Annotated in this window: 27 protein-coding genes; 7 read left to right on the forward strand and 20 right to left on the reverse strand. The window is 63.9% G+C overall.

Annotation, left to right across the window (positions count from 1 at the left end):
* Positions 1 to 140: 140 nt before the first annotated feature.
* On the reverse strand, positions 141 to 1595 hold the full coding sequence (gene betB / locus AC2FMM_RS07785; protein WP_496796247.1) for a betaine-aldehyde dehydrogenase: 1455 nt from the start codon (positions 1593 to 1595) through the stop codon (positions 141 to 143).
* Between the two features lie 190 nt (positions 1596 to 1785).
* Here betB and AC2FMM_RS07790 point away from each other — a divergent pair, with 190 nt between their 5' ends.
* A complete protein-coding gene (locus AC2FMM_RS07790) occupies positions 1786 to 2115 on the forward strand; it encodes a hypothetical protein (RefSeq protein WP_496689552.1) in 330 nt (109 codons plus the stop codon).
* 3 nt (positions 2116 to 2118) lie between these two features.
* Here the strand turns inward: AC2FMM_RS07790 and AC2FMM_RS07795 are convergent, their stop codons facing one another.
* Positions 2119 to 2631, reverse strand: coding sequence for a potassium channel family protein (locus AC2FMM_RS07795; protein WP_496680019.1), 513 nt, complete (start codon positions 2629 to 2631; stop codon positions 2119 to 2121).
* A 74-nt stretch (positions 2632 to 2705) separates the two neighbouring features.
* A complete protein-coding gene (gene trhO, locus AC2FMM_RS07800) occupies positions 2706 to 3611 on the reverse strand; it encodes an oxygen-dependent tRNA uridine(34) hydroxylase TrhO (RefSeq protein WP_496796248.1) in 906 nt (301 codons plus the stop codon).
* Positions 3612 to 3707: 96 nt separating this feature from the next.
* Here trhO and pncA point away from each other — a divergent pair, with 96 nt between their 5' ends.
* Positions 3708 to 4301: a bifunctional nicotinamidase/pyrazinamidase gene (gene pncA, locus AC2FMM_RS07805; protein WP_496713247.1), complete on the forward strand. Its 594-nt coding sequence runs from the start codon at positions 3708 to 3710 to the stop codon at positions 4299 to 4301.
* Here the strand turns inward: pncA and AC2FMM_RS07810 are convergent, their stop codons facing one another.
* Positions 4302 to 4832: a hypothetical protein gene (locus tag AC2FMM_RS07810; protein WP_496689549.1), complete on the reverse strand. Its 531-nt coding sequence runs from the start codon at positions 4830 to 4832 to the stop codon at positions 4302 to 4304.
* A gap of 165 nt (positions 4833 to 4997) precedes the next feature.
* Between AC2FMM_RS07810 and pncB the strand changes: the two genes are divergently transcribed.
* Positions 4998 to 6290: a nicotinate phosphoribosyltransferase gene (pncB, locus tag AC2FMM_RS07815; RefSeq protein WP_496796249.1), complete on the forward strand. Its 1293-nt coding sequence runs from the start codon at positions 4998 to 5000 to the stop codon at positions 6288 to 6290.
* A gap of 6 nt (positions 6291 to 6296) precedes the next feature.
* On the opposite strand, the gene AC2FMM_RS07820 is transcribed toward pncB, so the two are convergent.
* From AC2FMM_RS07820 to AC2FMM_RS07845, 6 genes are all read right to left on the reverse strand, one after another.
* A complete protein-coding gene (locus AC2FMM_RS07820) occupies positions 6297 to 7742 on the reverse strand; it encodes an aldehyde dehydrogenase family protein (RefSeq protein ID WP_496796250.1) in 1446 nt (481 codons plus the stop codon).
* Between the two features lie 34 nt (positions 7743 to 7776).
* Entirely contained in the window at positions 7777 to 9375 is a 1599-nt protein-coding gene (locus AC2FMM_RS07825) for an ABC transporter ATP-binding protein (protein WP_496796251.1), read from the reverse strand.
* The gene (locus AC2FMM_RS07830) at positions 9372 to 10187 is read right to left on the reverse strand and encodes an ABC transporter permease (RefSeq protein WP_496796252.1); all 816 of its coding nucleotides are present in this window, start codon (positions 10185 to 10187) and stop codon (positions 9372 to 9374) included. Before AC2FMM_RS07830 ends, AC2FMM_RS07825 begins: the two co-directional genes overlap by 4 nt.
* The gene (locus AC2FMM_RS07835) at positions 10184 to 11131 is read right to left on the reverse strand and encodes an ABC transporter permease (RefSeq protein WP_496796253.1); all 948 of its coding nucleotides are present in this window, start codon (positions 11129 to 11131) and stop codon (positions 10184 to 10186) included. The genes AC2FMM_RS07830 and AC2FMM_RS07835 overlap by 4 nt, the downstream gene beginning before the upstream one ends.
* A 40-nt stretch (positions 11132 to 11171) precedes the next feature.
* Positions 11172 to 12254 carry a ligand-gated ion channel gene (locus AC2FMM_RS07840; RefSeq protein WP_496796254.1) on the reverse strand — a complete coding sequence of 361 codons (1083 nt, stop codon included), beginning with the start codon at positions 12252 to 12254 and terminating at the stop codon, positions 11172 to 11174.
* Positions 12255 to 12315: 61 nt separating this feature from the next.
* Positions 12316 to 13803 (reverse strand): ABC transporter substrate-binding protein, encoded by a 1488-nt coding sequence (locus AC2FMM_RS07845; RefSeq protein WP_496796255.1) that lies wholly within the window; start codon positions 13801 to 13803, stop codon positions 12316 to 12318.
* A 172-nt stretch (positions 13804 to 13975) separates the two neighbouring features.
* On the opposite strand from AC2FMM_RS07845, the gene panB reads away from it, so the two are divergent.
* The 3 genes from panB (at position 13976) to glpK (ending at position 17171) form a co-directional block, all read left to right on the forward strand.
* Positions 13976 to 14815 carry a 3-methyl-2-oxobutanoate hydroxymethyltransferase gene (gene panB, locus AC2FMM_RS07850; RefSeq protein WP_496680030.1) on the forward strand — a complete coding sequence of 280 codons (840 nt, stop codon included), beginning with the start codon at positions 13976 to 13978 and terminating at the stop codon, positions 14813 to 14815.
* Positions 14812 to 15663, forward strand: a complete 852-nt coding sequence (panC, locus tag AC2FMM_RS07855; RefSeq protein ID WP_496689536.1) for a pantoate--beta-alanine ligase — start codon at positions 14812 to 14814, stop codon at positions 15661 to 15663. The genes panB and panC overlap by 4 nt, the downstream gene beginning before the upstream one ends.
* A gap of 71 nt (positions 15664 to 15734) precedes the next feature.
* Positions 15735 to 17171: a glycerol kinase GlpK gene (gene glpK, locus AC2FMM_RS07860; protein ID WP_496796256.1), complete on the forward strand. Its 1437-nt coding sequence runs from the start codon at positions 15735 to 15737 to the stop codon at positions 17169 to 17171.
* Between the two features lie 28 nt (positions 17172 to 17199).
* Here glpK and smpB read toward each other — a convergent pair whose 3' ends face one another.
* The 10 genes from smpB to AC2FMM_RS07910 form a co-directional block, all read right to left on the reverse strand.
* Positions 17200 to 17682 carry an SsrA-binding protein SmpB gene (gene smpB / locus AC2FMM_RS07865; RefSeq protein WP_496680035.1) on the reverse strand — a complete coding sequence of 161 codons (483 nt, stop codon included), beginning with the start codon at positions 17680 to 17682 and terminating at the stop codon, positions 17200 to 17202.
* Between the two features lie 47 nt (positions 17683 to 17729).
* Positions 17730 to 18272, reverse strand: coding sequence for an isopentenyl-diphosphate Delta-isomerase (idi, locus tag AC2FMM_RS07870; protein ID WP_093964071.1), 543 nt, complete (start codon positions 18270 to 18272; stop codon positions 17730 to 17732).
* Between the two features lie 187 nt (positions 18273 to 18459).
* The gene (locus AC2FMM_RS07875) at positions 18460 to 18873 is read right to left on the reverse strand and encodes a c-type cytochrome (protein WP_496713695.1); all 414 of its coding nucleotides are present in this window, start codon (positions 18871 to 18873) and stop codon (positions 18460 to 18462) included.
* Between the two features lie 111 nt (positions 18874 to 18984).
* On the reverse strand, positions 18985 to 19998 hold the full coding sequence (locus AC2FMM_RS07880; RefSeq protein WP_496742511.1) for a P1 family peptidase: 1014 nt from the start codon (positions 19996 to 19998) through the stop codon (positions 18985 to 18987).
* A gap of 82 nt (positions 19999 to 20080) precedes the next feature.
* The gene (locus tag AC2FMM_RS07885; protein ID WP_496713699.1) at positions 20081 to 20827 is read right to left on the reverse strand and encodes an SDR family oxidoreductase; all 747 of its coding nucleotides are present in this window, start codon (positions 20825 to 20827) and stop codon (positions 20081 to 20083) included.
* A 60-nt stretch (positions 20828 to 20887) separates the two neighbouring features.
* Positions 20888 to 21307, reverse strand: a complete 420-nt coding sequence (gene arfB / locus AC2FMM_RS07890; protein ID WP_496713701.1) for an alternative ribosome rescue aminoacyl-tRNA hydrolase ArfB — start codon at positions 21305 to 21307, stop codon at positions 20888 to 20890.
* 263 nt (positions 21308 to 21570) lie between these two features.
* Positions 21571 to 22215, reverse strand: a complete 645-nt coding sequence (locus tag AC2FMM_RS07895) for a queuosine precursor transporter (RefSeq protein WP_496742509.1) — start codon at positions 22213 to 22215, stop codon at positions 21571 to 21573.
* A 91-nt stretch (positions 22216 to 22306) separates the two neighbouring features.
* Positions 22307 to 23191: an esterase-like activity of phytase family protein gene (locus AC2FMM_RS07900; RefSeq protein WP_496796257.1), complete on the reverse strand. Its 885-nt coding sequence runs from the start codon at positions 23189 to 23191 to the stop codon at positions 22307 to 22309.
* Positions 23164 to 24027 carry a penicillin-insensitive murein endopeptidase gene (gene mepA, locus AC2FMM_RS07905; RefSeq protein ID WP_496680045.1) on the reverse strand — a complete coding sequence of 288 codons (864 nt, stop codon included), beginning with the start codon at positions 24025 to 24027 and terminating at the stop codon, positions 23164 to 23166. Before mepA ends, AC2FMM_RS07900 begins: the two co-directional genes overlap by 28 nt.
* On the reverse strand, positions 24024 to 25391 hold the full coding sequence (locus tag AC2FMM_RS07910; RefSeq protein ID WP_496796258.1) for an MFS transporter: 1368 nt from the start codon (positions 25389 to 25391) through the stop codon (positions 24024 to 24026). Before AC2FMM_RS07910 ends, mepA begins: the two co-directional genes overlap by 4 nt.
* A gap of 131 nt (positions 25392 to 25522) precedes the next feature.
* On the opposite strand from AC2FMM_RS07910, the gene AC2FMM_RS07915 reads away from it, so the two are divergent.
* A complete protein-coding gene (locus AC2FMM_RS07915; protein ID WP_005980077.1) occupies positions 25523 to 25810 on the forward strand; it encodes a YggT family protein in 288 nt (95 codons plus the stop codon).
* Positions 25811 to 25856: the final 46 nt, after the last annotated feature.

Consider the following 25856-nt stretch of genomic DNA (forward strand, 5'->3'; position numbering starts at 1 on the left):
GGGCTTCTCTCCTGACTAGCGGGGGCGCGTCACCCCTCTGCTTCAGAAGTCAGCCACAGGACCCGCACACCGTATGCTCTGTTCCCGACCCCAAATGTCGGGAACAGGGCAAGTTGGACGGAATCCCGGTTTGGGATCGTCTAGTAAGGCGCCTCGACGTCGTTCATCGAAACATAGACGGTTTTCATTTCCGAATAGTGGTTGATCGCCAGCTTCGAATTCTCGCGCCCGACGCCCGACATTTTCGACCCACCGAACGGCGCCTCGACCGGGGCCAGGTTGTAGGTGTTGATGTAGCAGGTGCCTGCCTCGAAACCGGCCACCACGCGATGGGCGCGGGTCAGGTCGTTGGTGAACACGCCGGCGGCCAGGCCGAACTCGGTGGCGTTGGCGCGGGCCATCACCTCGTCTTCGGTTTCGAAATCCAGCACCGACATGACGGGGCCGAAGATTTCCTCGCGGGCGATGGTCATGTCGTCGGTCACGTCGGCAAAGACCGTTGGCTGAAGGTAGAAGCCCGGGCGATCCAGCCGCGCGCCGCCATGGACCAGCCGTGCGCCCTCGGCCTTGCCCTTCTCGACATAGCCCAGAACGATGTTCATCTGGTTCTCGCTGACCATCGGGCCGAAATTCACGGCCTCATCCATCGGGTCGCCGATCTTCACCTTGGCCAGACGTTCGGTCAGTCGGGTCAGAAAGGCCTCTTTGATGCCTTTCTGCACGAAGACCCGGGTGCCGTTGGAACAGACCTGGCCCGAGGAATAGAAATTGCCCAGGATCGCACCCGAGACGGCGTTTTCGATATCGGCGTCGTCGAACACGATCAGGGGCGACTTGCCGCCCAGTTCCATCGTGACGTGTTTCATGCCCTCGGCGGCGGCGGCATAGACCTTGCGGCCCGTGGGCACCGATCCGGTCAGCGACACCTTGGCCACGCGCGGGTCGGTGACCAGCGCGGCGCCCACATCGCCATAGCCCTGAACCACGTTGTAGATGCCCTTGGGCGCGCCGGCCTCGATCAGGATCTCGGCCACTTTCAGCGCTGACAGGGGCGTTGTTTCCGAGGGTTTGAACACCATCGCATTGCCACATGCCAGCGCCGGGGCACCCTTCCAGCAGGCGATCTGGGTGGGGTAGTTCCACGCGCCGATGCCGACGCAGACGCCCAGCGCCTCGCGGATGGTATAGACGAAATCACCGCTGCCCAGCGGGATATGCTCGCCGGTCAGCGACCCGGCCAGTCCGCCGAAATATTCCAGCGCGTCCGCGCCCGAGGTCGCATCGGCCACCAGCGTTTCCTGCAACGGCTTGCCGGTGTCATGGGTTTCGAGGATCGACAACTCGCGGTTGCGCTCGCGCATGATGTCGGCGGCGCGGCGCAGGATGCGGCCGCGCTCGGTCCCGGTCATCGCCGCCCAGGTCTTTTGAGCGCGTTTTGCACTGTTTAGAGCCTGTTCAATGATCTGCGGCGTCGCCGAATGCAGGCGGGCGATGACCTCGCCCGTAGCCGGATAGATCACGTCGATCGGGGTGCCTGCGGTGTCTTCGACATATTCGCCATCGATGAAATGGCTGGCCGTGGGCTGAAATTTCATGGCGGATCCTTTTCTTGCGGGGCCGCCGGTCAGGCCAGCGGCAAATGGGTTCCAACCGCAGTTAAGGGTTGTTGATTGGTCAGTCAATAAAACACTGGCATCGGCCAGTTTCCGCCGCTGAAACCGCAAGGAAACTTGAAAAATTTGGTTAATGTTCTATTTATGTTCCATATGATCGGAGGATTGCACGATGCAACGGTCCCGGCAGATTACGGCCCGGATGGAGCCCACAAACGACTATCACCTACTTCCGGTCACGGATCGGCAGATGCGCTATGCCCGCGCGATCGCCCATCAGGCCGCGCTGGAGATTCCCGTCGAAGCGCAGCGTGACCGACGGTCAATGTCCGATTGGATTTCAGCACACAAACCAAGGGACACGTCGCCCTTTGCAAACTATCCCACCGGCAAGCAGGTGGCATTTGCCGAACGTATTTCGCGCAGCAAGCGCCGCCCGATCCCGGATGAGTGCTTTCGCGACAAACGTGCCATGTCACAGTGGATCGACCGCAACAAGTAAGCGTCAGTGGTTTCGCCGGGCGCGATGGGTGCTGCCGTACAGGCCCACGGCGGCGGCCACGAACAGGCCCAGCAGGATATATCCGGTGATGGCCTCGGCCACGGCCAGGGCCCGGCAGACGCCGATGGGCCGCAGGTCGCCGAACCCGACCGTAGTGAAGGTGACATACGAGAAATACAGCACATCGCTGGGGCGGCGCGCGCCCTCGACACACAGGTCGTGATACCCATATGACCCATAGACGGCTGCAAACAGGAACGGCACCGCCTGAATGAACGAGATCCCCATCAGCAGCAGCTGCCGCTTGGGGTTGCGGACCCGAGTCATGTAGTACCAGGTCTGCCACACCAGCAAAAACGCCAGCCCGATCGTCGTGGCGGTCCCGATCGTGGTGCCCGCGGTCGCCTCGTTCAGATGCGACAGCAGATACCAGGCCATCGTGCTGACCAGAATCAGCCCCAGCGCGGCCAGCAATGTGGGCTTCCAGTCCTCGAAGGTGGTTGGGTCGGCGGGCATCTGTCATCCTCGGCGGTTCGGCTTCGGCCATCCTTCACCGAAGCGTCCGCCATCACAAGCGCTTTCGCGATTCGCTATTGACCGCCCAGATGCTCTTCGCCTCGCGCCCGCGCCAGCGCGATCTGTTTCTGCCGTTCGCGGAACCGCGCCTTGTCGGCCTCGGACGTCTCGTGGATGCATTGGTGGCAAGACACGCCATGCTCGTATTCAAGGCGCTCCATGTCCTGGGGCAGGATCGGGCGGCGGCAGCCATGACACAGCTGGTGCGGCCCCTCGACCAGCCCGTGCCCCACCGACACGCGGTTGTCGAACACGAAGCATTCACCCTTCCAGGTGCTGTCTTCGGGCGGGACCTCCTCGAGATAGCGCAGGATGCCGCCCTTCAGGTGGTAGACATCCTCGACCCCCTGCCCAAGCAGATAGTTGGTGGATTTCTCGCAGCGAATGCCGCCGGTGCAGAACATGGCGACGCGCTTGTTGTGGAACCTATGCTTGTTCTGCTCCCACCAAGCGGGAAAATCGCGGAAACTGTTCGTTTTAGGGTCGATTGCGCCTTCGAATGTGCCGATCGACACCTCATAGTCGTTGCGCGTGTCGATAACCACCACATCATCCGAGCGGATCAGAGCGTTCCAGTCCTGCGGCTCGACATAATGGCCGGTGCGGGCGCGCGGATCGACATCCGGCTGGCCCATGGTCACGATCTCTTTCTTCAGGCGCACCTTCATCTTGCCAAAGGGCGGCTGGCTGGCGGTGGCCTCTTTCCATTCCAGGTCGGCACAGCCCGGCAGCGCCCGGATATGCGCCAGCACCGCGTCGATCCCGGCGCGGGGGCCGGCGATGGTGCCGTTGATGCCTTCATGCGCCAGAAGCAGCGTGCCCTTGACCGACTGCGCGCGGCACAGCTCCAGCAGCGGCGCGCGCAGGGCGTCCGGGTCGGCAAAACGGGTGAAGTGATACAGTGCGGCGATCGTGTACATGGCCGCGATCTAATGCGCGGCCCCCCGCAACGCAAGAGACCGCATTGACGACCACCGCCCGCCCCCCTACCGATAGCACACGCAAAGGAGGCTGCCATGACCCATGCCCTGATCGTGATCGATGTCCAGAACGATTTCTGCCCCGGCGGCGCGCTGGCGGTTCCCAACGGGGATGAGATCGTTGCCCCGATCAATGCCATGATGCCAGATTTCGACGCGGTGATCCTGACGCAAGACTGGCACCCGGCAGGTCATTCTTCGTTCGCGTCATCCCATCTGGGCAAGGCACCTTATGATCTGGTCGAAATGCCCTATGGCCCACAGGTCCTGTGGCCCGACCATTGCGTGCAGGGCACACCCGGCGCCGAATTCCACCCCGACCTGCGCACCGATGCCGACCTGATCCTGCGAAAGGGCTTCCGGAGCGCGATCGACAGCTATTCGGCCTTCTTCGAAAACGACCGGACCACGCCCACCGGGCTGGAAGGCTATCTGCGCACGCGCGGGATCGACCGGTTGACGCTGGTGGGCCTGGCGACCGATTTCTGCGTGCATTATTCGGCGGTGGATGCGGCCCGGCTGGGCTTTGACGTGACCGTCAGAACCGACGCCTGCCGGGCGATCGACCTAGACGGGTCGCTGGCTGCGGCCGAGCAAGCCATGCAAACGGCAGGTGTGGCGCTGCTCTGATCAGGGCGTCGCCCCGGTGGCCGCCAGATATTTCAGCACGACGAACAGGATGACCGCCAGCCCCAGCGCGAACCCGACCCGGCCCACGATCGAGCGGCGGGCGGTCTTCTTCGCGTCGGCACCGGCCCGGGCCGGCTTTGGTCTCTCTTGGACCGGCCTGCGGGGCAGCGGCTGCGCACGACGTACATGTTGCAAAAACGCCAGGATGTCGAACGTGCCGCAATACTGGCCCTGAACGCCCCGGTTCCGAATGTTGTCGAACAACCGGCGCAGGATGAGCGCGCGCGCCTCGGCATCTTCTGCCGGGTACAGATCGCGCTCGAGCCCGGTCCGTCTGGATTCCAGACTGAAACCGGCATCCACGAAAATCCTGCGGATTCTGGGCGAGGCCCGGCGCAGCGCATCCGCCGTGCGGATATCGCGAAACACGGCATAGACATGCCGCCCCGCCACCTGGGCACCGGCCTCAGGGTTTTCCGTCTCGGACTCTTCAGCAATCGTTACAATATCAAAATCGTACGTCAGACTCATTCACCACTTACAAACTTCTGGTCCCATCCCACCCCCTCACTAGATCGCGAAAGGATCGGACTTTATGCCCGGATTGTGACCTGTCCTTGGCATTGTTAACAGATCCGGGACTCTTGCCAATCACCGCACCGATTGATCTAACAACGGAAATGGCAGGAGCTCCCCATGGTCGACATCGCGACCCGTGTCTACAATCACAAATGGAAGATCGACCCGATCGTGCGGTCATTGATCGACACGGATTTCTACAAACTGCTGATGTGCCAGTCAGTGTTTCGCAACAAGCCCCAAACGACGGTCGTGTTTTCCCTGATCAACCGGTCGAATCACGTTCCGCTGGCCAAGCTGATCGACGAGGGCGAGCTGCGCGAACAGCTCGATCATATCCGCTCGCTCAGCCTCAGCCGGGGTGAAAGCACTTGGCTGCGGGGCAACACCTTCTACGGCAAGCGCCAGATGTTCCGCCCCGATTTCATGGAATGGTTCGAGAATCTGCGCCTGCCGCCCTATCACCTGGAACGCAAGGGCGACCAGTACGAGCTGACGTTCGAGGGCAAATGGCACGAGGTCATGCTGTGGGAGATACCGGCCTTGGCAGTGCTGATGGAGCTGCGCTCGCGCGCGGTGCTGAACGACATGCGCCGGTTCGAGTTGCAGGTTCTTTATGCCCGCGCCATGACCCGCGTCTGGGAAAAGATCGAAAAACTGCGCGCGATCGAAGGCCTCAGCATCGCCGATTTCGGCACCCGACGGCGGCATTCCTTCCTGTGGCAGGACTGGTGCGTGCAGGCGATGATCGAGGGGCTGGGCCCGGCTTTCACGGGAACGTCGAACTGCCTGATCGCCATGCGGCGCGAGGTCGAGGCGATCGGCACCAATGCGCATGAACTGCCGATGGTCTATTCGGCGCTGGCCGAAACCGACGAGGAACTGGCCCGCGCGCCTTATGACGTGCTGAGCGACTGGCATGACGAACATGACGGCAACCTGCGGATCATCCTGCCCGACACCTATGGCACCAAGGGGTTTCTGGACCGCGCACCCGACTGGCTGGCCGGCTGGACCGGCATCCGCATTGACAGCGGCGATCCGGCCAAGGGCGCCGAGATCGCCATCGAGTGGTGGAAATCGCGCGGCGAGGATCCCAGCCAGAAGCGGATCATATTCTCGGACGGGCTCGATGTGGACAAGATCCGCGAATTGCACGGCCAATTCGCGGGCCGGGTGAAGGTCTCGTTCGGGTGGGGCACGTTGCTGACCAACGATTTCCGCGGTCTGGTGCCGGGGGATGCGCTGGCGCCGTTCTCGCTGGTGTGCAAGGCGGTCTCGGCCAATGGGCGGCCGACGGTGAAACTGTCGGACAACCCCGAAAAGGCGATGGGGCCGAAAGACGAGATCGAGCGCTACAAGCGCGTCTTTGGCGTAGGGGAACAAGAAGCGATCGAAGTGATCGTCTAGCCCGGCTCAGCCGTGATGGGCGGCCACGGTTTTCAACTGGGAAAAACCGTACAGCGCCTCGAACCCCTTTTCGCGGCCATGGCCCGATTTTCCGACCCCGCCGAACGGCAGCTCGACCCCGCCGCCCGCGCCGTAATTGTTGATGAACACCTGCCCCGCGCGCAGCCGTTTGGCCAGCCGCATCTGCCGCGCGCCATCCCGCGTCCAGACCCCGGCCACCAGCCCATAGTCGGTGCCGTTGGCGATTTGAATGGCCTGTTCCTCGGTGTCGAACGGGATCAGAATCTGGACGGGGCCAAAGATTTCCTGCTGCGCCAGCGGATGATCGGGCCGCACGTCACCAAACAGAGTCGGGCGCACATAGGCCCCGCCTGGCGGCGCGTGATCCACGATTCGGCCCTGTGCTGCGATCTCAAGATCGCCCCCCTGCGCCAGAAAGCCGGTCACGATCTGCTTCTGCCGGTCCGAGATCAGGGGCCCAACGCGCAGATCCTCGGTCGCGGGGCCGACGGTCAGGTCGGCATAGGCGGCGGCCATGCGCGCCTTGACCTCGGCATAGACGCCGCGCTGAACCAGAACACGCGACCCGGCCGAGCAGGTCTGACCCGCGTTCTGGATGCCCGCATTCACCAGAAACGGCAATGCGGCCTCCAGATCGGCATCATCAAACACCAGTTGCGGAGATTTCCCCCCCAGTTCCAGGGTCACCGGCACCACGTTGCGCCCGGCCGCCTGCTGCACCAGCGCGCCCGTCGCCACGGATCCGGTGAACGAGATATGATGCACACCCGGATGCGCCGACAGGGCCGCGCCCGCCTCGGCCCCGATGCCGGGAACCACGTTCAGCGCGCCGGCGGGTAGCCCCGCCTCGGTTGCCAGATGGGCAAAGGCCAGCGCGGTCAGACAGGCCTCTTCCGCCGGTTTCAGAACGCAGGCATTGCCCATGGCCAGCGCCGCCCCGACCGAGCGGCCGATGATTTGCATCGGGTAGTTCCAAGGCACGATATGGCCGGTCACCCCGTGCGGCTCACGCAGGGTATAGACGGTGTAGCCGTCGAGATAGGGGATGGTCTCGCCCATCACCTTGTCCGCCGCACCGCCGTAGAACTCGCAATAGCGCGCCAGCGCCAGAGCGTCGGCGCGCGCCTGGGTCAGCGGTTTTCCAACATCCAACGCTTCGAGCAGCGCAAGCTCCTCGATCCTGTCCTGCACCAATTGTCCAAGACGGGTCAGGATGCGGCCCCGCTCCGGCGCGGTCATCCGGCCCCAGTCGCCGTCCAGCGCGGCCTGCGCGGCCTGCACGGCGGCTTCGATCTGCGGCGCCCCACCGCGCGCAATTCGGCCGAGCGGCGTGCCGTCGGACGGGTTGGTCAGATCAAGCGTGTCATCGCTCGCGACCCAATAGCCGCCGATCAGGCACAAGGTAGAATCAAACCAGATGGGATTTTGCATTTCTGCCTCCAAAACAGGCTCTAACAAAGAGGTTTCATGCTGCGCCTTGCCCGAGATCGGGCAATTTCGGCACGGCTTGGATCAGGGTTTGCGTATAGGGGTGCTGCGGGTCCGAGAACACGCGCTCGGTCTCACCCTGCTCGACGATCCGACCCGACTGCATCACCATCACCCGGTCGGTAATGGTGCGCACCACGCTCAGGTCATGGCTGATGAACAGGTAGGTCAGGTCATAGGTCGCACACAACTCGGCCAGCAGGTCGAGGATCCGTGCCCGGACCGAGACATCCAGCGCCGAGACGGCCTCGTCGAACAAGATCAGCTCGGGCCGGATAATCAGCGCGCGGGCGATGGCGATGCGCTGGCGCTGCCCGCCCGAGAATTCGTGGATGTATTTCCACGCATCGTCGGGCGACAGGCCCACGGCGGTCAGCATCTCGGCGATGCGATCCTGCCGTTCCGACCCGGTGGGCGGGGTTTCCAGCAGGTGAAAAGGTTCGGTGATCAGGCGGGCAACCCGGTGCCGGGGGTTGAAGCTGCCGAACGGGTCCTGGAACACCACCTGCATCTTGCGGCGCACGGCCAGGTTGGGTTTGTGCCCGGTGAACACCGGCTGGCCGTCCAGCAGAATTTGCCCGCCCTGCACCTCCTCGAGCCCTAAAATGGCCCGTGTTAGAGTCGATTTTCCGCAACCGGACTCGCCCACAAGCCCAAGGCGTTCGCCCCTATTCAGCGTGAAACTCACATTGTCCACGGCGCGATGATGGCCGGGCTTTTCGAACAGCCGCGCACGCGGCAGGCGATAGTCGCGCACCACCTTCGAGACCGAAAGCAGAGGCGCCGGGGCCGCCGGGGCGGGCAGTTCGACTTGGTGGTTCGAGGCCTCGAACAGCATCCGCGTATAGGGATGCTGCATGTTGGTCAGCAGCTGACCCGTAGGCCCGGCCTCGACCACTTCGCCGTTGCGCATCACCACGATCCGGTCGGCCATGCCCGCCACCACCGCCAGATCGTGGGTGATCATCAGCAGGCCCATGCCGTATTCCGTGACCAGACCCTTGAGCAGATCGAGGATCTGCGCCTGCGTCGTCACGTCCAGCGCCGTCGTCGGCTCGTCCGCGATCAGCAACCGGGGGCGCAGCGCGATGGCCATGGCGATCACCACCCGCTGTCGCTGCCCGCCCGACAACTCGTGCGGGTAGCGGTCCAGCGGGAACCTCTCGGGCGGCAGGCCGACGCGGGTCAAAACCTCGCGGGCACGGGCCTCGGCCTGATCGGGCGGCATCGCCTTGTGGATCAGGATGGTCTCCATCACCTGCGCCCCGATGGTCTGGACCGGGTTGAGCGCCGTCATCGGCTCCTGGAACACCATGCCGATCGCCGCCCCGCGCAGGGCGCACATCTCGGCCTCGGGCAGGCCCAGCAGGTCCTGCCCGTCCAGTCGCAGCGCCCCCGATATCCGCGCCCCGTTGGGCAAAAGCTGCATCACCGCCAGCGCCGTCATCGACTTGCCCGAACCGCTCTCGCCGGTGACGGCCACGATCTGTCCGGGATCGACGGACAGGCTTACGTCCTTGAGGATGCCGACGGCGTGGATCGACAGCGACAGGTTATGGATTTCCAGCAAGCTCATGCGCGCGCCACCCGGATGCGGGGGTCGAGCCAGTCGCGCAGCCCGTCACCCATCAGGTTCAGCCCCAGCACCGTGACGATGATCGCCAGCCCCGGAATCAGAGCCAAATGCGGGGCAAAACTGACCATTGTCTGCGCGTCGGCCAGCATCCGGCCCCAGCTGGGCGTGGGAGGCTGCGCGCCCAGACCGACATAGGACAGACCCGCCTCGGCCAGAATACCCAGAGAGAACTGGATGGTGCCCTGCACGATCAACAGGTTGGCGACGTTGGGCAGGATGTGCTCGGCCGAGATCCGCGCCGCGCCCTTGCCCGCGACACGGGCCGCCAGGATAAACTCGCGCTCCCACAGGGACAGGGCCGCACCGCGGGTGATGCGGGCAAAGACGGGGATGTTGAAGATGCCGATCGCGATGATCGCGTTGATCGCGCCCGCGCCGAAGACGGCGGTGATCAGGATGGCGATGACCAGCGAGGGAAAGGCAAAGACCAGATCGTTGCCGCGCATGAGCAGCTCGTCCAGCCAAGACCCCTTGCGCGCCGCCGCCGTCAGGCCCAGCGGCACGCCCAGCGCCATGCCGATGCCCACCGCCACCAGCGCCACCGCGATAGAGGTGCGCGCGCCCACCATGATCATCGAGAACAGATCGCGCCCGAAATGATCGGTGCCGAACCAGTGCTGCGCGTTGGGTTGTTGCAGCTTGTCAGGAATGTTCAGTGCGGCGTGGTCATAGGGCGTCCAGACAAAGGACACGAGCGCTGCGAGAACCACCAGAGACGACAGGCATGCGCCGAGGATCAGGTTGCGGCTCATGTGCGGCTCCTCAGCCGGGGATCGACGGCGGCATAGGCCAGATCGACCAGGAAATTGACGGTGATGACCGCGAAGACAAGCAGCATGACCACCGACTCGACCACGATCAGGTCGCGCGACGAGATCGCCTGAAACACCAGCCGCCCGAGACCGGGCAGGTAGAAGACCTGTTCGATGATGATCGCCCCGGCCAGCAGGAAGGAAAACTGCAGCCCGATGATCGTCAGCACCGGGATCAGCGCGTTGCGCACCCCGTGCCGCCACAGCGCCTGACGGCGGCTGAGGCCCTTGGCGCGGGCAGTGCGCATGAAATCCTCACCTAGTATGTCCAGCAGGGCCGAGCGCATCACCCGCGCCAGGATCGCCGCCTGCGGCAGTGCCAGCGCGATGGCCGGCAGGGTCAGCGAATGCAGGCCGGTCCAGATGCCGCTTTCCCAACCGGCAAAGCCGCCCGCGTTGAACAGGCGCAGATTGATCGCAAAGACCAGCACCAGCATCATCGCGAACCAGAAATTCGGCACCGCGATGCCCAGCTGGGTGGCGCCCATCACCGCGATGTCCCCGGGCCGGCCGCGCCGCGAGGCCGCGTAGATGCCTGCCGGAAAGGCGATGGCCGTCGACAACGTGAGCGCATAGAGCGCCAGCGGCAGAGACACCCACATCCGGTCCGCGATCATGGTCGAAACCGGAGTGCGGTAGGTGTAGGAGGTGCCGAAATCGCCGGTCAGCATCCCGCCGACCCAAGCGAAATAGCGCTCGATCTTGGGCACATCCAGGCCAAGCTCGGCGCGCAAGGCCGCCAGCGTGTCGGGCTGCGCGTTCACCCCCAGCATGAAGGATGCCGGATCGCCGGGTGCCACCTCGATCACCGCGAAGATGACCACCGAGGCGACCGCAAGGCTGAGAACCAGCGAAATCAGGCGTTTGAGCGCATAGCGAAGCATCAGGGCCACGTTAGGCGCGGTTTTGCCCTGGGTCCAGCGCCTAAGATGCTAGCAGATAGGCATAAACCGCCCAGCCCACGATCGCGGCATAGCCCAGCGGATATATCCACTTGATAACGTAATTGTCGAGTTTGCGGGCGAGGTCGTCGCGCCCCGAAATTTTGATCTTTCGCAGCACCACGTTGAAGACAATGATCGCGCCCGTGACCAAAAACATCCACTGCAGGATGAAGTCGACGAAGGTGAGATACCCCAGTTTGGGCAGGTCGGCCGAAATCGCCCAGTTGAAGGCGATGAAAACCAGCAGGTTGGCCCCGGACATCTCGATCCGCTTGCGGTATTCATCCAGAAAGAACAAAGCCCAGCTGACGGTGATCAGAACCAGCATCGGCAGGAAGACCCGGATGATGTAATAGGTCAGGTGCCGCTTGCCTTCGAAAACCAGATCCACCTGGTCGCTGATCCGCCCCGATACGCCGATGACGTGGTTCTTCTCCATCCTGTCGTTGCCAAGGATCCACTCTTCCTCTCCCAGCTGATCCCCCAGCCCCGAAAATTCGCGTAGCGGCACGAAGGACACGAATTCAGACGGCAGGATCGATTCCACCTTGAAGTGGAACTCCTGGGTGTCGAACGGGTATTTCAGAAAGTTGAAATGGGGTGCCTGCAACGTCAGGGACGATTTCTCGACATAGATGACCCGGCCGTCGCTATAGACCGCGGCCACGGATTCGTGGATCCAGCGGTTGGACTGCTGGTTCTGGATGACGAAGACGGGAATGACCGTTCCGATGGAGGTCGCGTAATCGGCAAGCTTCTTTGGATCGACCACCAGAACCTCTCGCCCTCTTTCTTCCGGATCGAAGGCCAGTGCCGGATCTTTCCATTCGCCACGAATGACCACCACGGCGCCATAGTTTTCGGCTTTCTGGTCGACGCCGGTGATCTGGTCGATATGGATGCCGATGCCGACCTGCAAGGGTTCGTCGGGGATTTCCACCTTTGTCGCAAAGCCTTCGGACAACAGATCCTGAGCGTTGGCCGGACCGGGCGAATGGAACAGCCCGGCGAGCAGCAGGGCGAAGTTGAAGATCAGAAGACGCGAAAGGCGCAAAAAATACATGCGGACCAGCACCTTGGGGTGAATGCGGAGGCCCGGGCACCCGGGCCTCCTACCTTTGCGGTCACTCGGACCAGGAAATCGCGGCAAGGTCGGTCGCCGCCGTCGGCGCATTGACCCACAGGCCCTTGACGCCGGCCTTGGCCACGCTCAGCGCCGCCAGCTGGAACAGGTATCCGTTGACGTAATCCTCGGCGATGATCCGCTGCGCCTGTTGCAGCAACTCGGTCCGCTTGGCCTCGTCTGTCGTGGCGTTGAGCGTTTCCATCAGCTTCTGGAACTCGGGATTGTCATACTGGAAATAGTAGTCCGGCCGGGCATAGATGCCGATATCCATCGGCTCGGTATGGCTGACGATGGTCAGGCCGTAATCCTTGCCCTTGAACGCGCTTTCCAGCCACTGCGCCCATTCGACGTTGATGATCTCGGCCTTGATGCCGACTTCGGCCAGCTGCGCGGCGATGATCTCGCCCCCGCGCCGTGCATAGGAAGGCGGCGGCAGGTGCAGGGTGGTCTCGAACCCGTCCGGGAACCCTGCCTCGGCCAGCAGGGCCTTGGACTGTTCTGGGTCATAAGCCGAGTTGCCGGTCAGGTCGACATAGGCCGGGTGGTGCGGCGCGAAATGGGTGCCGATCGGGGTGCCGTAGCCGAACATCGCGCCGTCGATGATGGCCTGCCGGTCGATGGCATGGGCCAGTGCCTTGCGCACGCGGACATCGTCGAACGGCGGCCGCTTGTTGTTGGTGGACAGGATCGTTTCGCCCTCGGTCGAGCCGACCAGCACCTGGAACCGCGGATCGGCCTCGAATTGCGGCAGGTTTTCGGGGGCCGGGAAGCCGGTGAACACGTCCACGTCCTCGGCCATCACGGCGGCAAAGGCGGCGGTCGGGTCCGAGATGAACTTGAACGTGGCCGTTTCCAGCGCCGGCTGCTCGCCCCAGTAATCGGGGTTGCGCTGCAAGACGACGCGATCGCCCTGCACCCATTCGGCAAAGGTGTAGGGGCCGGTGCCGATCGGGTTGGTCTTGATGTTCTCGATGCTTTCCGGCGCCACGATCACCGCGTCGCCCCACGCCAGGTTGAACAGGAAATTGCCGTTCGGTTCCGTCAGGGTGATCTTGACGGTCAGCGGGTCCACGGCCTCGACGGACTCGATCCCGGCGAACAGGGCCTTCTGCGCATTGGCGCTGTCCTCGGCGGTGGCGCGGTCGAGGCTGAACTTCACGTCCTCGGCATCCATCGTGGTGCCGTCGTGGAAGGTCACGCCGTCATGCAGCTTGAAGGTGTAGGTCTTGCCGTCCTCGGAGATGTCCCAGCTTTCGGCCAGCGACGGCACGATCGAGCCATCCCCCATGAAGCGGGTCAGACCCTGGAACACGTTCGCATAGACCACCGAGTCGATGGCCTGCGCGGCGGCGCTGGTCGGGTCCAGATGCGGCGGCTCCAGCTGCATGGCGATGGTGATGTCCGACTGCGCCCAGCCCTGGGTCGCAAACAGGCTGGCGCCCACCGCCAAGGCGGACGCAAAGGCGCGATACCTTGATTTCGTCATGAAAATTCCCTCCCCTATGCTTACGTCGCAGCCCGGTATTTCGCGGCCGCCTGCAATCACTGTTCCCCCAAACCTCAGGTCAATCAAGGAATTGTTGGCGCAACCGGTCTTTGAAAACGGAGACGCTCTCTGCTATGCCGCGCTGCAACATGACTTGTCCACAGGACCCAAGATGAGCGCGACAGCCCGCAAGAAAGCCCCGAACGCCGAGGATATCCGAGCAAGAAAGGGCGGCGAGCCACTGGTCAGCCTGACCGCTTACACGACACCGATGGCACGGCTGATGGATGCCCATTGCGATTTCGTCCTGGTGGGCGACAGCGTCGGCATGGTGCTGCATGGGCTGACCTCGACCCTTGGCGTGACGATGGAGATGATGATCCTGCACGGCCAGGCCGTCGCCCGCGGGCTGGAGAAAGCGATGATGGTCATCGACATGCCTTTTGCCAGCTACGAGGAAGGCCCGGCACAGGCCTTTCGCAACGCCGCGCGGCTGATGGCCGAAACCGGGGCGGGCGCGGTCAAGCTGGAAGGCGGGGTCGAGATGGCCGAGACCATCCGCTTTCTCGTCAAGCGCGGCATCCCGGTGATGGCGCATGTGGGTCTGACGCCGCAGTCGATCAACACGCTGGGCGGCTACAAGGTGCAGGGCCGCGACGAACAGGCCGAGGCGGTGCTGGCCGACGCCCGCGCCGTGGCCGAGGCCGGGGCGTTTTCCGTCGTGCTCGAGAAGGTTCCGCAGGGTCTTGCCGACCGGATCACCGCCGAGGTGCCCATTCCCACCATTGGCATCGGCGCCTCGGCGGGCTGTGACGGTCAGATCCTGGTGGTCGATGACATGCTGGGCTTCTTCACCGCATTCAAGCCGAAATTCGTCAAACGCTATGCCGATCTGGGCCCGCTGGCCGAGGCTGCCATTGCAGAATACGCCGCCGAGGTGCGCGCCCGCACCTTCCCCGCAGCCGAGCATGTGTTTGCCGATCAGGCTCCCGCCAAGGGGGGCAAGGCATGACCGCGCCCATCCTGCGCACCCTGCCGGACCTGCGCGCCATGACCCAGGCCTGGCGCCGGGCAGGCCAGACCATCGGCGTGGTGCCCACCATGGGCGCGCTGCATCAGGGGCACCTGTCGCTGGCTCAGGCGGCGCGGGCCGATTGCGACCGGGTGATCGTGACGATCTTCGTCAACCCCAAACAGTTCAACAATCCCGAGGATCTGGCCAAGTACCCCCGCACCGAGCAGGACGACGCGGCCAAGCTGGCGCCGCTGGGGGTCGACGCGATCTATGTCCCCGACCCAGACCAGATCTATCCCGACGGATTCGCCACCACTGTGTCCGTCGCCGGCCTCACCGACGTGATGGAGGGCGAATTCCGCCCCGGACATTTCGACGGCGTGGCGACCGTCGTGGCGAAACTGTTCCTGCAGACGCAGGCGGACCGAGCCTATTTCGGCGAAAAGGACTATCAGCAGTTGATGGTCGTGCGCCGCATGGCCCGCGATCTGGACATCCCGATCGAAGTGATCGGTTGCCCCACCGTGCGCGAGCCCTCGGGGCTGGCGATGTCCTCACGCAACCTGCGTCTGTCGGACCAGGGGCTGGTGACCGGGGCGCGGATGCATGCGGTGATGCAGGACATGGCCGGGCAACTAGCGCAGGGCGCCGCGTTCGCGGATCTGGTGGGGCCGGCCCGCGACGCGCTGCTGGCGGCAGGCTTTTCCGAAGTGGAGTATATCGACCTGCGCTGCGCCGAAACGCTTACGCCGCTGACCGCCGCCACCCGCCCCGCGCGCCTGTTCGCCACCGCTTGGCTGGAGGGCGTGCGCCTAATCGACAATATCGACGTGCCGGTGGCCTGAAACTGGGGTCTGGAACGGCCCTGACCAATCGCCTAATGTCCCCTGAAAATGATGACAGGGGGAGCACGGGCATGACCTATATTCTGGCAATCGATCAGGGCACCACGTCCTCGCGCGCGATCCTGTTCGACGCGCAGATGCAGCGCGTGGGCACCGCACAGCAGGAATTCACCCAGTATTTCCCGCAGGAAGGCTGGGTCGAGCACGACCCCGAGGAAATCTGGGACAGCGTCCTGAACGTCTGCCGGCAGGTGATGGACGAGGTCGGTGCCTCGGCCGACCAAATCGCCGGGATCGGCATCACCAACCAGCGCGAAACCACCGTGGTCTGGGACAAGACGACCGACAAGGCCATCCACAACGCCATCGTCTGGCAGGACCGCCGCACCGCCGAGATCTGCCGGCGGTTCCGCGACGCGGGCTGCGAGGATGACGTGACCGCCCAAACCGGCCTGCTGCTCGACCCGTATTTCTCGGGCACCAAGGTCAAGTGGATACTGGACACCGTACCCGGCGCGCGCGACCGGGCCGAGGCGGGCGAGCTGCTGTTCGGCACCATCGACAGTTTCCTGATCTGGCGCCTGACCCAGGGCCGCGTCCACGCCACCGACGCCACCAACGCCGCGCGCACCCTGTTGTTCGACATCCACAAGGGCAACTGGAGCGCCGAGATCTGCGATCTTCTGGACGTGCCGCTGTCGATGCTGCCCGAGGTGCACGACTGCGCGGCCGATTTCGGCCAGACCAGCCTGTTTGGCGGGGCGATCCCGATTCTGGGCGTGGCCGGTGACCAGCAGGCCGCCACGATCGGGCAGGCCTGTTTCCAGCCGGGCATGATGAAATCCACTTATGGCACGGGCTGTTTTGCGCTGCTGACCACCATCGCCTATCAGCTGGACGGTCAGCGGACCTATGCGCTGGAAGGCTCGATCTTCATCGCGGGCGCGGCGGTGCAGTGGCTGCGCGACGCGCTGCAGATCATCGACTCGGCCCCGCAAAGCGGCGAACTGGCCGCGCAGTCCGACCCCAACCAGCATGTCGTGCTGGTGCCCGCCTTCACCGGGCTGGGTGCGCCCTATTGGAAGCCCGACTGCCGCGGCGCCATGTTCGGTCTGACCCGCAACTCGGGTCGGGCCGAGATCGCACGGGCCACGCTGGAAAGCATCGCCTTCCAGACCCGCGACCTGTGGCACGCGATGCAGGGCGATTGGGGCGCCGACGCGGACGTGATCCTGCGGGTCGATGGCGGGATGAGCGCGTCCGACTGGGCGATGCAGGGTCTGTCGGACATCCTGGGCGCGCCGGTCGACCGGCCGGTGATGCAGGAAACCACGGCGCTGGGCGCGGCCTGGTTGGCGGGGATGAAGGCCGGGGTCTATCCCGATCAGGCCGGATTTGCCGACACCTGGGCGCTGGACCAACGGTTCGAACCGATCCTGCCGGAGGCTGACCGCGAAGCGGCCTATGCGCGCTGGAAACGGGCGGTGCAGGCCACCATGGCATTCTGATCCACTCTGACCCGCGGCGCAGCCCGGGTCAGCCGTGATCCTTCAGCAGACGCTGTTTCTGGCGCGACCAGTCGCGCTTGGCCTGAGTTTCGCGCTTGTCGTGGATCTTCTTGCCCTTGGCGATGCCGATCTTCAGTTTGGCCCGGCCCTTGTGGTTGAAATACAGAACCAGCGGCACCAGCGTCATGCCCTTGCGCTGGGTGGCGGCCCACAGGTTCGACAGTTCCTTGCGGGAGACCAGCAACTTGCGCCGGCGGCGCTCGTCGTGCTTGAACGCCTTGGCCTGCTCGTAGGGCGCGATGTAGCTGTTGATCAACCACAGTTCGCCATCCTCGACAGCGGCATAACTTTCGGCGATGTTCGCCCCGCCCGCGCGCAGAGACTTGACCTCGGACCCTTCCAGCACGATGCCGCACTCGATATCCTCTTCGATCGCGTAATCAAAGCGGGCCCGCCGGTTTTCGGCGATCACCTTGTAATTGGGGTCTGTCTTCTGCTTTTGCTTGGCCATGACGCCGTGATGTATGCGGCTTCGTCAGCCCTTGCAAGATGGGCGCGTCAGGATTTGGCCGAGATGATCAGGTCGGGGCCAAAGATCGTGTCAGCGTGGTTGTGCAGGTAGATCTTCAGCCACGGGGTGAACCGTTCGGGATGACGGCGCACTTCGGCCAGCAGATCGTGATAGTCGATCCAGCGGATCTCCATCACCTCGTCGGGATTGGGCTCGATCTTCAGCGGCCCGCGCACATGCGCCAAGAACACGTCCACGACCTCGTTCTCGACCATCCCGTTTCCGACATCCGCATGATATTCCAGCCGGTGCCGGTATTCAGGATAAAGCCCGGTGATGCCCAACTCCTCACGCAGACGGCGCACGGCGCAGTCCGAGGAGTTTTCGTCCCAGTCGGGATGGGTGCAACAGGTATTCGCCCACAGGCCGGGCGTGTGATATTTGCCCAGCGCGCGACGCTGCATCAGAATCTCGGTGCCCCGCACGACGAAGACCGAGACCGCCTTGTGCTTGAGCCCCTTTTCGTGGGCTTCCAGCTTGTCCACGGGTGTCAGCTCGCCATGAACCCAAGCCGGGATCATGATTCCCATCTGTCCTCTCCTGATGTGACTGCGTCGCTCTGGCGGCATCGGCGACTGGGCGCGATGCGCTGGTGGGTCGGGCGCAGCGTTGTTGGTCCGCGACGAATCTGGCGATGATCGACGTTTCAATCAAGCGCACGAAAGGCCGCAGGGCTGCGGCCTTTTGTACTTGTTCCGGTTTTTTGGCAAGTGCGGCTTATTCGGCCGAAACGCTTTGCAGATAGGCAAAGACGTCTTCGCCACCCTTTTTCAACTTGAAGGTCATCTTCGACTTGGCCGAGGTTTCACCCAGGTAGTCTTTCAGGAACGCCTTGGGGTCCTGAACATAGGCGACGAAGCTTTCCTCGTCCCAGACCAGGCCTTTTTCACCGGCCGCAACCAGGCTGGCGCCGTATTTGAAGCCTTCCTCGGCGCCGGCGGTACGGCCCGCGATACCGTACAGGTTCGGCCCGGTCTTGCCGCCCTTGACGATCGTCTCGCCCTCGGGTGTTGCGATCATGTGGCAGGACTTGCACTTGTTGAAGGTCTTGGCGCCGGCTTCGGCGTCGCCTTCGGCCAGGGCCGGCACGGCCATCAGGCCGACGATGGCAGTCGCGATGATACGTTTCATTGGCGTTGCTCCGATAAGAATTGGCTGCCCTTTAACCAGTAGCAAACCCCCGCGAAGTCAATGCGCAATTTGACGCGCGGCGGTGACCTGACGCATTCGAAAGGGCTATTTTCAAGGCGTGCTTTTCAGGTCCGACCAGCACGGCAGAAGGTCGCCTGGCGCCGGTTTCGCATGGTAGACCGCGCGCGCTATGGCGCGGGTCAGGCACAGGGCAGCGGCGTGGCCCAGCAGAGCCAGATCAACATCGGCCGAAGGGGTCCGCCCCGTGCTGACGCCGAACACCAAGTCACCGTCGCCCGGCGTGTGGGCGGGCAGGATGGCGCGGGCGATCCCGTCATGGGCGGCCACAGCCATGCGCTGGCACTGCGGTTTGGTCAGGGCCGCATCAGTGGCGACGATGGCGATGGTCGTGTTGGCCTTGTCGGGCGGGGGATGGCCCATTGCCCGGGCCTTGCGGCTGGGCGCGGGAACCCCCAGACCGGACGCCGCATCCGGCCCCAGCCCGCCGAACTCGGCCCCGATCTCGAACGGGGCGGCCCAAAAATGCTGGTCGCCCGGGGTGGTGACGCTGCCCAACGGGTTGGCCGCAACCAGCGCACCCACGGTCACGCCGCCCGGCAAAATCGCCGAGGCCGAGCCCAGCCCGCCCTTGCACATGGCCGTCAGCGCGCCGGTTCCGGCCCCGGCGCTGCCCAGATCGAACGTCTCCGCCGCGGCGTCAAATGCGGCCCGGCCCAAAGCGCGGTACGGGTTTTCACCCCACGCCTTGTCGCCGCCGTTCAGAATGTCGAACAGAATCGCACCGGGTACGATCGGCACCACGGCCGACCCTACCTGAAACCCACGACCTTGGGCATGCAGCCCGTCCATCACGCCTGAACAGGCATCCAGCCCGAAGGCCGAGCCCCCCGAGAGCACGATCGCATCCACCCGGTCGACGGTCTTGTCGGCGGCCAGCAGATCGGTCTCGCGCGTGCCGGGGGCGCCCCCCATCACATGCACCGAGGCCCGCAAGGGCTGATCCCCGGTCAGGACCGTGACACCTGATTTCAGGGCCGCGTCCTGAGCGTTGCCCACCAGCAGGCCGGGTATGTCGGTGATCAGGTTTCTGGGTCCGGGGGTCATTTGGGTTTGTCCTTTACTGCGGGAAAGCGCGCCGGTGCGCGCTGCCTCCGGCGGGGATATTTTGGGCCAGATGAAGGGGCAGTCAGATGCAGCGGCCGCCGTCCACCTCAAGCGCGGCGCCGGTGATCATGCTGGCCTCGTCCGAGCACAGGAAACAGGCGGCGTTGCCCATGTCCTGCGGGGTCGAGAACCGGCCCAACGGGATAGTCGACAAGAACCTGGCGCGGATTTCGGGCGTGTCCTCGCCCATGAAGGATTTCAGTAGAGGCGTTTCCCCCGCCACCGGGCAGATCGCGTTCACGCGCACACCGGACGGGGCCAGCTCGACCGCCATGGTCTTGGTCGCGGTGATCATCCAGCCCTTTGAGGCGTTGTACCAGTTCAGGTTCGGGCGCGGCGACAATCCGGCGGTCGAGGCGACGTTCAGGATCGCCCCCGACCCGCGCGATTTCATATGCGGCACCAGCGTCCGCGCGGTCAGAAAGACCGACTTCATGTTCACGCGATAGACGCGGTCGAAATCTTCTTCGCTGACCTCCTCCAGCGGCGTCGGCAGGTGGGTCACACCGGCATTGTTCACCAGGATGTCCAGATGGCCGTAGAGTCCCAGCGCCGCATCCGACATCGCCTGGACCGAGTCGCCGTCGGAGACATCCACCTGGCGGTGGTCGGCCAGAGGGCCCAGCGTTGCCGCCATGTGACGCGCGGCATCCCCGTTGATGTCGGCGATCATCACCCGTGCGCCCTCGGTCAGGAACTTCTGTACGATCCCGGCCCCGAACCCGGATGCGCCGCCGGTCACGATTGCGGTTTTTCCCTCCAGCCTCATGGCCTTGCCTCCCTGCCTCTTGACGCGGTCAGACTAGCAACGGCAGGGAAAGATGCTAGATCAATCTTCCGCCACCTTGCCGCGCAGCGCCTTGACGTCGGACCGGGCCTTTTTCGCCGCCAGTCGTCGCTTGACCGAGCCGTAGGTGGGTTTCGTCGCGATCCGTCGCTTGGGTTTGACCAGCGCTTTGCCGATCAACTCGGCCAGACGGGCGCGGGCGATCTCGCGGTTGCGGGCCTGGCTGCGGGTCTCGTCGCATTGGATGATGATCGCGCCATCCTTGGTCCAGCGCCGCCCGGCCAGCCGTTTCAGCCGCACCTTGACCGGATCGGGCAGCGAGGGCGAGCGCGCGGCCTCGAACCTCAGCTCGACCGCAGTCGAGACCTTGTTGACGTTCTGCCCACCGGGACCCGAGGCGCGGATGAAGCTCTCGGTCATTTCCCAATCGTACAGGGTGATATCATCGGTGATGCGCAGCATGGGCGTGACCTTACAGGCGTCACCCGAAAACAGAAAGGGCCGCCCCGGCGGGACGGCCCTTCGAAAGTTCAGGAGGTCGGGTCGGTTAGATCAATCGACCAGCCGGAGCGCGCGCTCCGCCAAGGGCTGCCCTAGCAGGCGGTCCCCCCGGTTGTTCCGACACCTCTCTCCAATCTCTTTCTCGACACTGGATCACCTCCTTTTCTATCTGTTGCGGTTGAAAAGGATGGTGACACAACTTGTGCCATTCTCAAAGCGTTTTCTTACGCGGGCTGTGCGGTCAGGCGCGCGACGATCATCTTGAAGGGGATCAGCGCGACCAGGGCCAGCGACAGCTTCACCAGCCAGTCGGCAAAGGCCAGCGTCACCCACAGGGGCGCCTCGGGGCCCGACAGCATGAAGGGCACGGGCTCCCACGCCCAGTTGATGGCCGCATCCGCTTCGGCACCGAAGAAGGTCACCGAGGCCGAGAAGGCGATGGTGAAGAAGATCGCGGTATCCAGCGCCGATCCGACCAGTGTGGACACCAACGGCGCGCGCCACCAGCGGCCTTCGCGCATGGCGTTGAACACGGTGACGTCGGTCAGCTGCGCGATCAGGAACGCGGTTCCCGAAGCCACGGCGATGCGCAACGGCACGGCGGCGTAGGTAAACCCGTCGCCCTGCAGCATGATCTGGCTGCCGATCAGCGAGCAGATCACGCCGGTGACGAAGCCGGCAAACACGACCTTGCGGGCCGGACCCGCGCCATAGACGCGGTTCATGATGTCGGTGACAAGAAAGGCCAGCGGATAGGTGAAGGCACCCCAGGTCAGCAGCCCGTCAAAGATCAGGAACTGGACCAGGATGTTCGAGGCCACGACGATGGCGGCCATGGCAAGAATGCCGGGGAAAAAGCTGCGTTGCATGTTCTGATGCCCGTTTTGACAAGGTAGCGGCGACTTGGCCCCGGGGGTTTCCCAAAGCAAGCCGCGCTTTTAGGCCCGGGATCGGCCCGTGTCAATCCGGCAGCAGATATTCGACCAGTTCGGTGCGTTGCAGCGCCAGAAAATTATCATCCGAGATCATCGTGGCCCGCATCCGCCCCTGCCCGTCGCGCCAGACGGACAGCCCCTCGAGGTTGTCATGGGTTCCGGTTGCCGTCTGAAACAGGGTTTCTTCGGCCGTGGGTGTATCACCGTCGACCTGCCACCGACGCAGCCGCGACCGGAACCCGATCAGAGCCACCGCGCGTTCCAGCACGTAGAACCGCCCGTCCGGGCCGAAATCGGCGGCCACCGGCAGAAAGCGGCCCCGTTGCGGCAGGACGAAGGGGGTGGACCAGGCGCGCCCGTTCCAGCGATAGACCGGGATGTCGCCATTTGCCGTTCGGCTTTTCTCGGGCAGCGTGTACAGGCGGCCCTGCGCGTCGATGGCCAGACCTTCGAACGAACCGTTCCGCTCCAGCTCGTCGAACTCGGCGGGTCGCGGCAGAACGCGGCCGCGGGCCTTTGGCGTTGCGTAGTGGGCCACGCGATGCACACCTTCGAACGAGATGTAGAAGCTATCGTCGGGCGCCAGCGCCAGCCCCTCGGAATCGCCGACACCGCCGCGCAGCGCCCGCCCGCGGCTGGACTTCAGCGGTTCATGATACACGATGCGCACCCCGGCGATCCGATCGCCATCCCGGTCGAGGCGGGCCGATACCAGCATGGCCCGGTCGCTCAGCACCCAGGCCTGCTGCCCATCCTCCGAGACATGGATGGCAGAGAAACCGCCGAACCAGTCATGGCTGGCGCGCCATGCAAAGCTGCCCAGATATTCGGCCGATTTGACTTCGACCGCCCAGGCGGAACCGGCCAGAAACAGGCTGGCGATCAGTTGGACTGCAAGACGGCGGCGCATTGCTGGGGCAGATCCGCCAGAACATATTCACGCCGTTTCTTCGGAGGCGGCGCGTTGGGGTCGGGCGGCGGCGGGTTCAAGATGTTGCGCACCCACTGTTCGGCCTCGGCGCAGCCGTCGCCCTTGGGAGGCGGATCCTGATTGACGCAACCGCGCGAACCGCGCGGGCAGTTCAGCCGAACGTGGAAGTGATAATGATGCCCCCACCAGGGTCGAATCTTGCGCAGATAGGCACGGTTGCCGGTCTCGTCCTTGCACATCTGCACCTTGGCACCCGGAAACACGAAAATGCGGGCCACGCGTTTGTCCTTGGCCGCCTCGCGCAGGATGGCGTGGTGCTGTTTTGTCCAGTTGCCATTCACATAGGCGCCGTTCGCGCGGCGCAAGGAGATTGACGAGATATTCTCGCGCGCCTTGCGCGACAGGCGCATGTTGTCACCGGGCAGCATCCAAATGTCGATGTCGAGGCCCAGCTGGTGGCTGCGGTGGCCCGAGGTCATCGGCCCGCCCCGCGGCTGGCTGATATCCCCGATATACAGCCCGTTCCATCCCGGTTGCTTTGCCGCAAAACGGCTGAGGTCCTGCACGAAGTCGATGGATTGCGGATGGCCCCAGTTGCGGTTGCGCGACAGACGCATCGCCTGCCAGGTGGGTCCGGTCTCGGGCAGTTGCACAGATCCGGCCGCGCATCCGCGCGAATAACTGCCGAAAGCGGCCGGTTTTTGTTGCGAACTGTACTTCTGAGCCCCGAACAACTGCTTGGCCAGCGGTTGGGCCCCGGCCGCCCCGGCTAGCGCAATTCCTGCCAAAAATACCAAAAAACGTAATGAAATCATCTGCTCTGATCCCCTTCCGGTTTGACCCAGCGCATTAGGAACAATCCCAGAATAAACAACCCGACGATCGGAGACACCCCCAACCGCGCACTGCCGGTCGCGGTTGTTGCAATTCCGATCATCAATGGCGCCGCAAAAGCGGTGGCGCGGCCCGACAGACCATAAAGACCAAAGCTCTCGACCGGGGCGGTCGGGTCGGTGTGGCGCACCATCAACGACCGGCTGGCCGATTGCAGAATGCCACCCATCCCGCCGATCAGGATGCCGCAGCCAAAGAACACAATGTCCGGCAGGCCCGACCCTTGGGGCAGGGCGATGCCGAAGATCTGCGACCGGTCCATCGACACGATGGTGGTGCAAACCAGGATCAAGACCCAGATCGCAGTCAGGATCACCGGCTTGGGGCCGAATTTCCGGTCCAGCTTGCCGCCGATCCAGGCGAAGACCGCCGAAGCCAGCACGCTGATGATGCCGAAGATGCCGATCTTGATCAGGTCCCACTGCAGCACCAGCCGCGCATAGACGCCGCCGAAACTGTACAGCCCGTTCAGCGCATCCCGGTAGAACATCGATGACCCCAGATAGCTGGCCAGGCTGACCCGGTACCGCAGAGCGGCCACGGATTTTCCCAGCAGGCGCAGCGCTTCGGATACGCTGCCCTTTTTGTCGGCTGCCGGATCGTCGCGAACCCACAGGAAATACGGGACCATGAACAGGATGAACCACCCGGCGGTGAACGGCCCCACAAAGCGCGTGCCCTCGCGCGCGCCGGCGTCCAGCCCGAACAGCGGCTCCATCCCGATCAGCGTCTTGCCGTTGGGCTGCTCGACGAACAGCGCCAGCATGATCGCCAGGGAAATCAGCCCGCCGAAATAGCCGAAGGCAAAGCCCGAGCCCGAGATCTCGCCCACCTCGTTGTCATCACCCAGATCGGGCAATTGCGAGTTGATGAAGATCAGCGCGTATTCCGCCCCCACGAAGCCCAGACCGAAGGCCGACAGCATCAGCCACATGTTCGACCCGTCCGGCAGCGTGAACCACAGCGCCGCAGACCCCACGGCATACATCACGGAAAAGGCAAATATCCATGGGATGCGCCGCCCCGAGACATCGGCCATGGCCCCCAACAGCGGCGCGCCGAAAGCGATGATCAGCCCGGTGATCGTCAGGCAGTTGGCCCAGACCGTCTGCGCCTGCGCGGCGGCAGCGTCGGCATCCATCCCTGCGGTTGCATAATTTTCAGCCGCAACGCCGGCGAAATAAGGGCCAAAGACAAAGGTCACCAACAGGGTGTGATACGGCTGGCTGGCCCAGTCGAAAAACCACCAGCCCCAGATGCGCCTGCGCTTGGAAATCTCTGCCATCTCTGCCCCTTGCCTGCTTTTGATTTCATAAGACGGGCCTTCGGGCCATTTCGCAAGCGTTCTGTGACTGCGGGCTTGCCTATTGCCGCCCGGGCACTTAGGTCTCAGCCCGTACGGAAAACGAGGTGCCCATGCTGTCGCTGATCCAAATCCTGCTGCTGATCCTGGACATCGTCTGGTTCATCATCCTGGCCCATGTGATCATGAGCTGGCTGATCAACTTCCAGGTCCTGAACCTGCATCAACAGCTGGTCGCCCAGATCTGGTACGGCCTGAACCGCCTGCTCGAGCCGATCTATGGCCCGATCCGCCGCATTCTGCCCAACATGGGCGGTCTGGACCTGACGCCGCTGGTGGTGCTGATCGGGGTCTATGCGCTGCGGATCATCCTCATCAACAACGCGGTCTATTTCTACTGACCTCTTGTTCCCCGATTCCGACTGTGTGATTGTCCGTTCAAGAGCA

Source organism: Ruegeria sp. BHSC043, assembly GCF_059612985.1.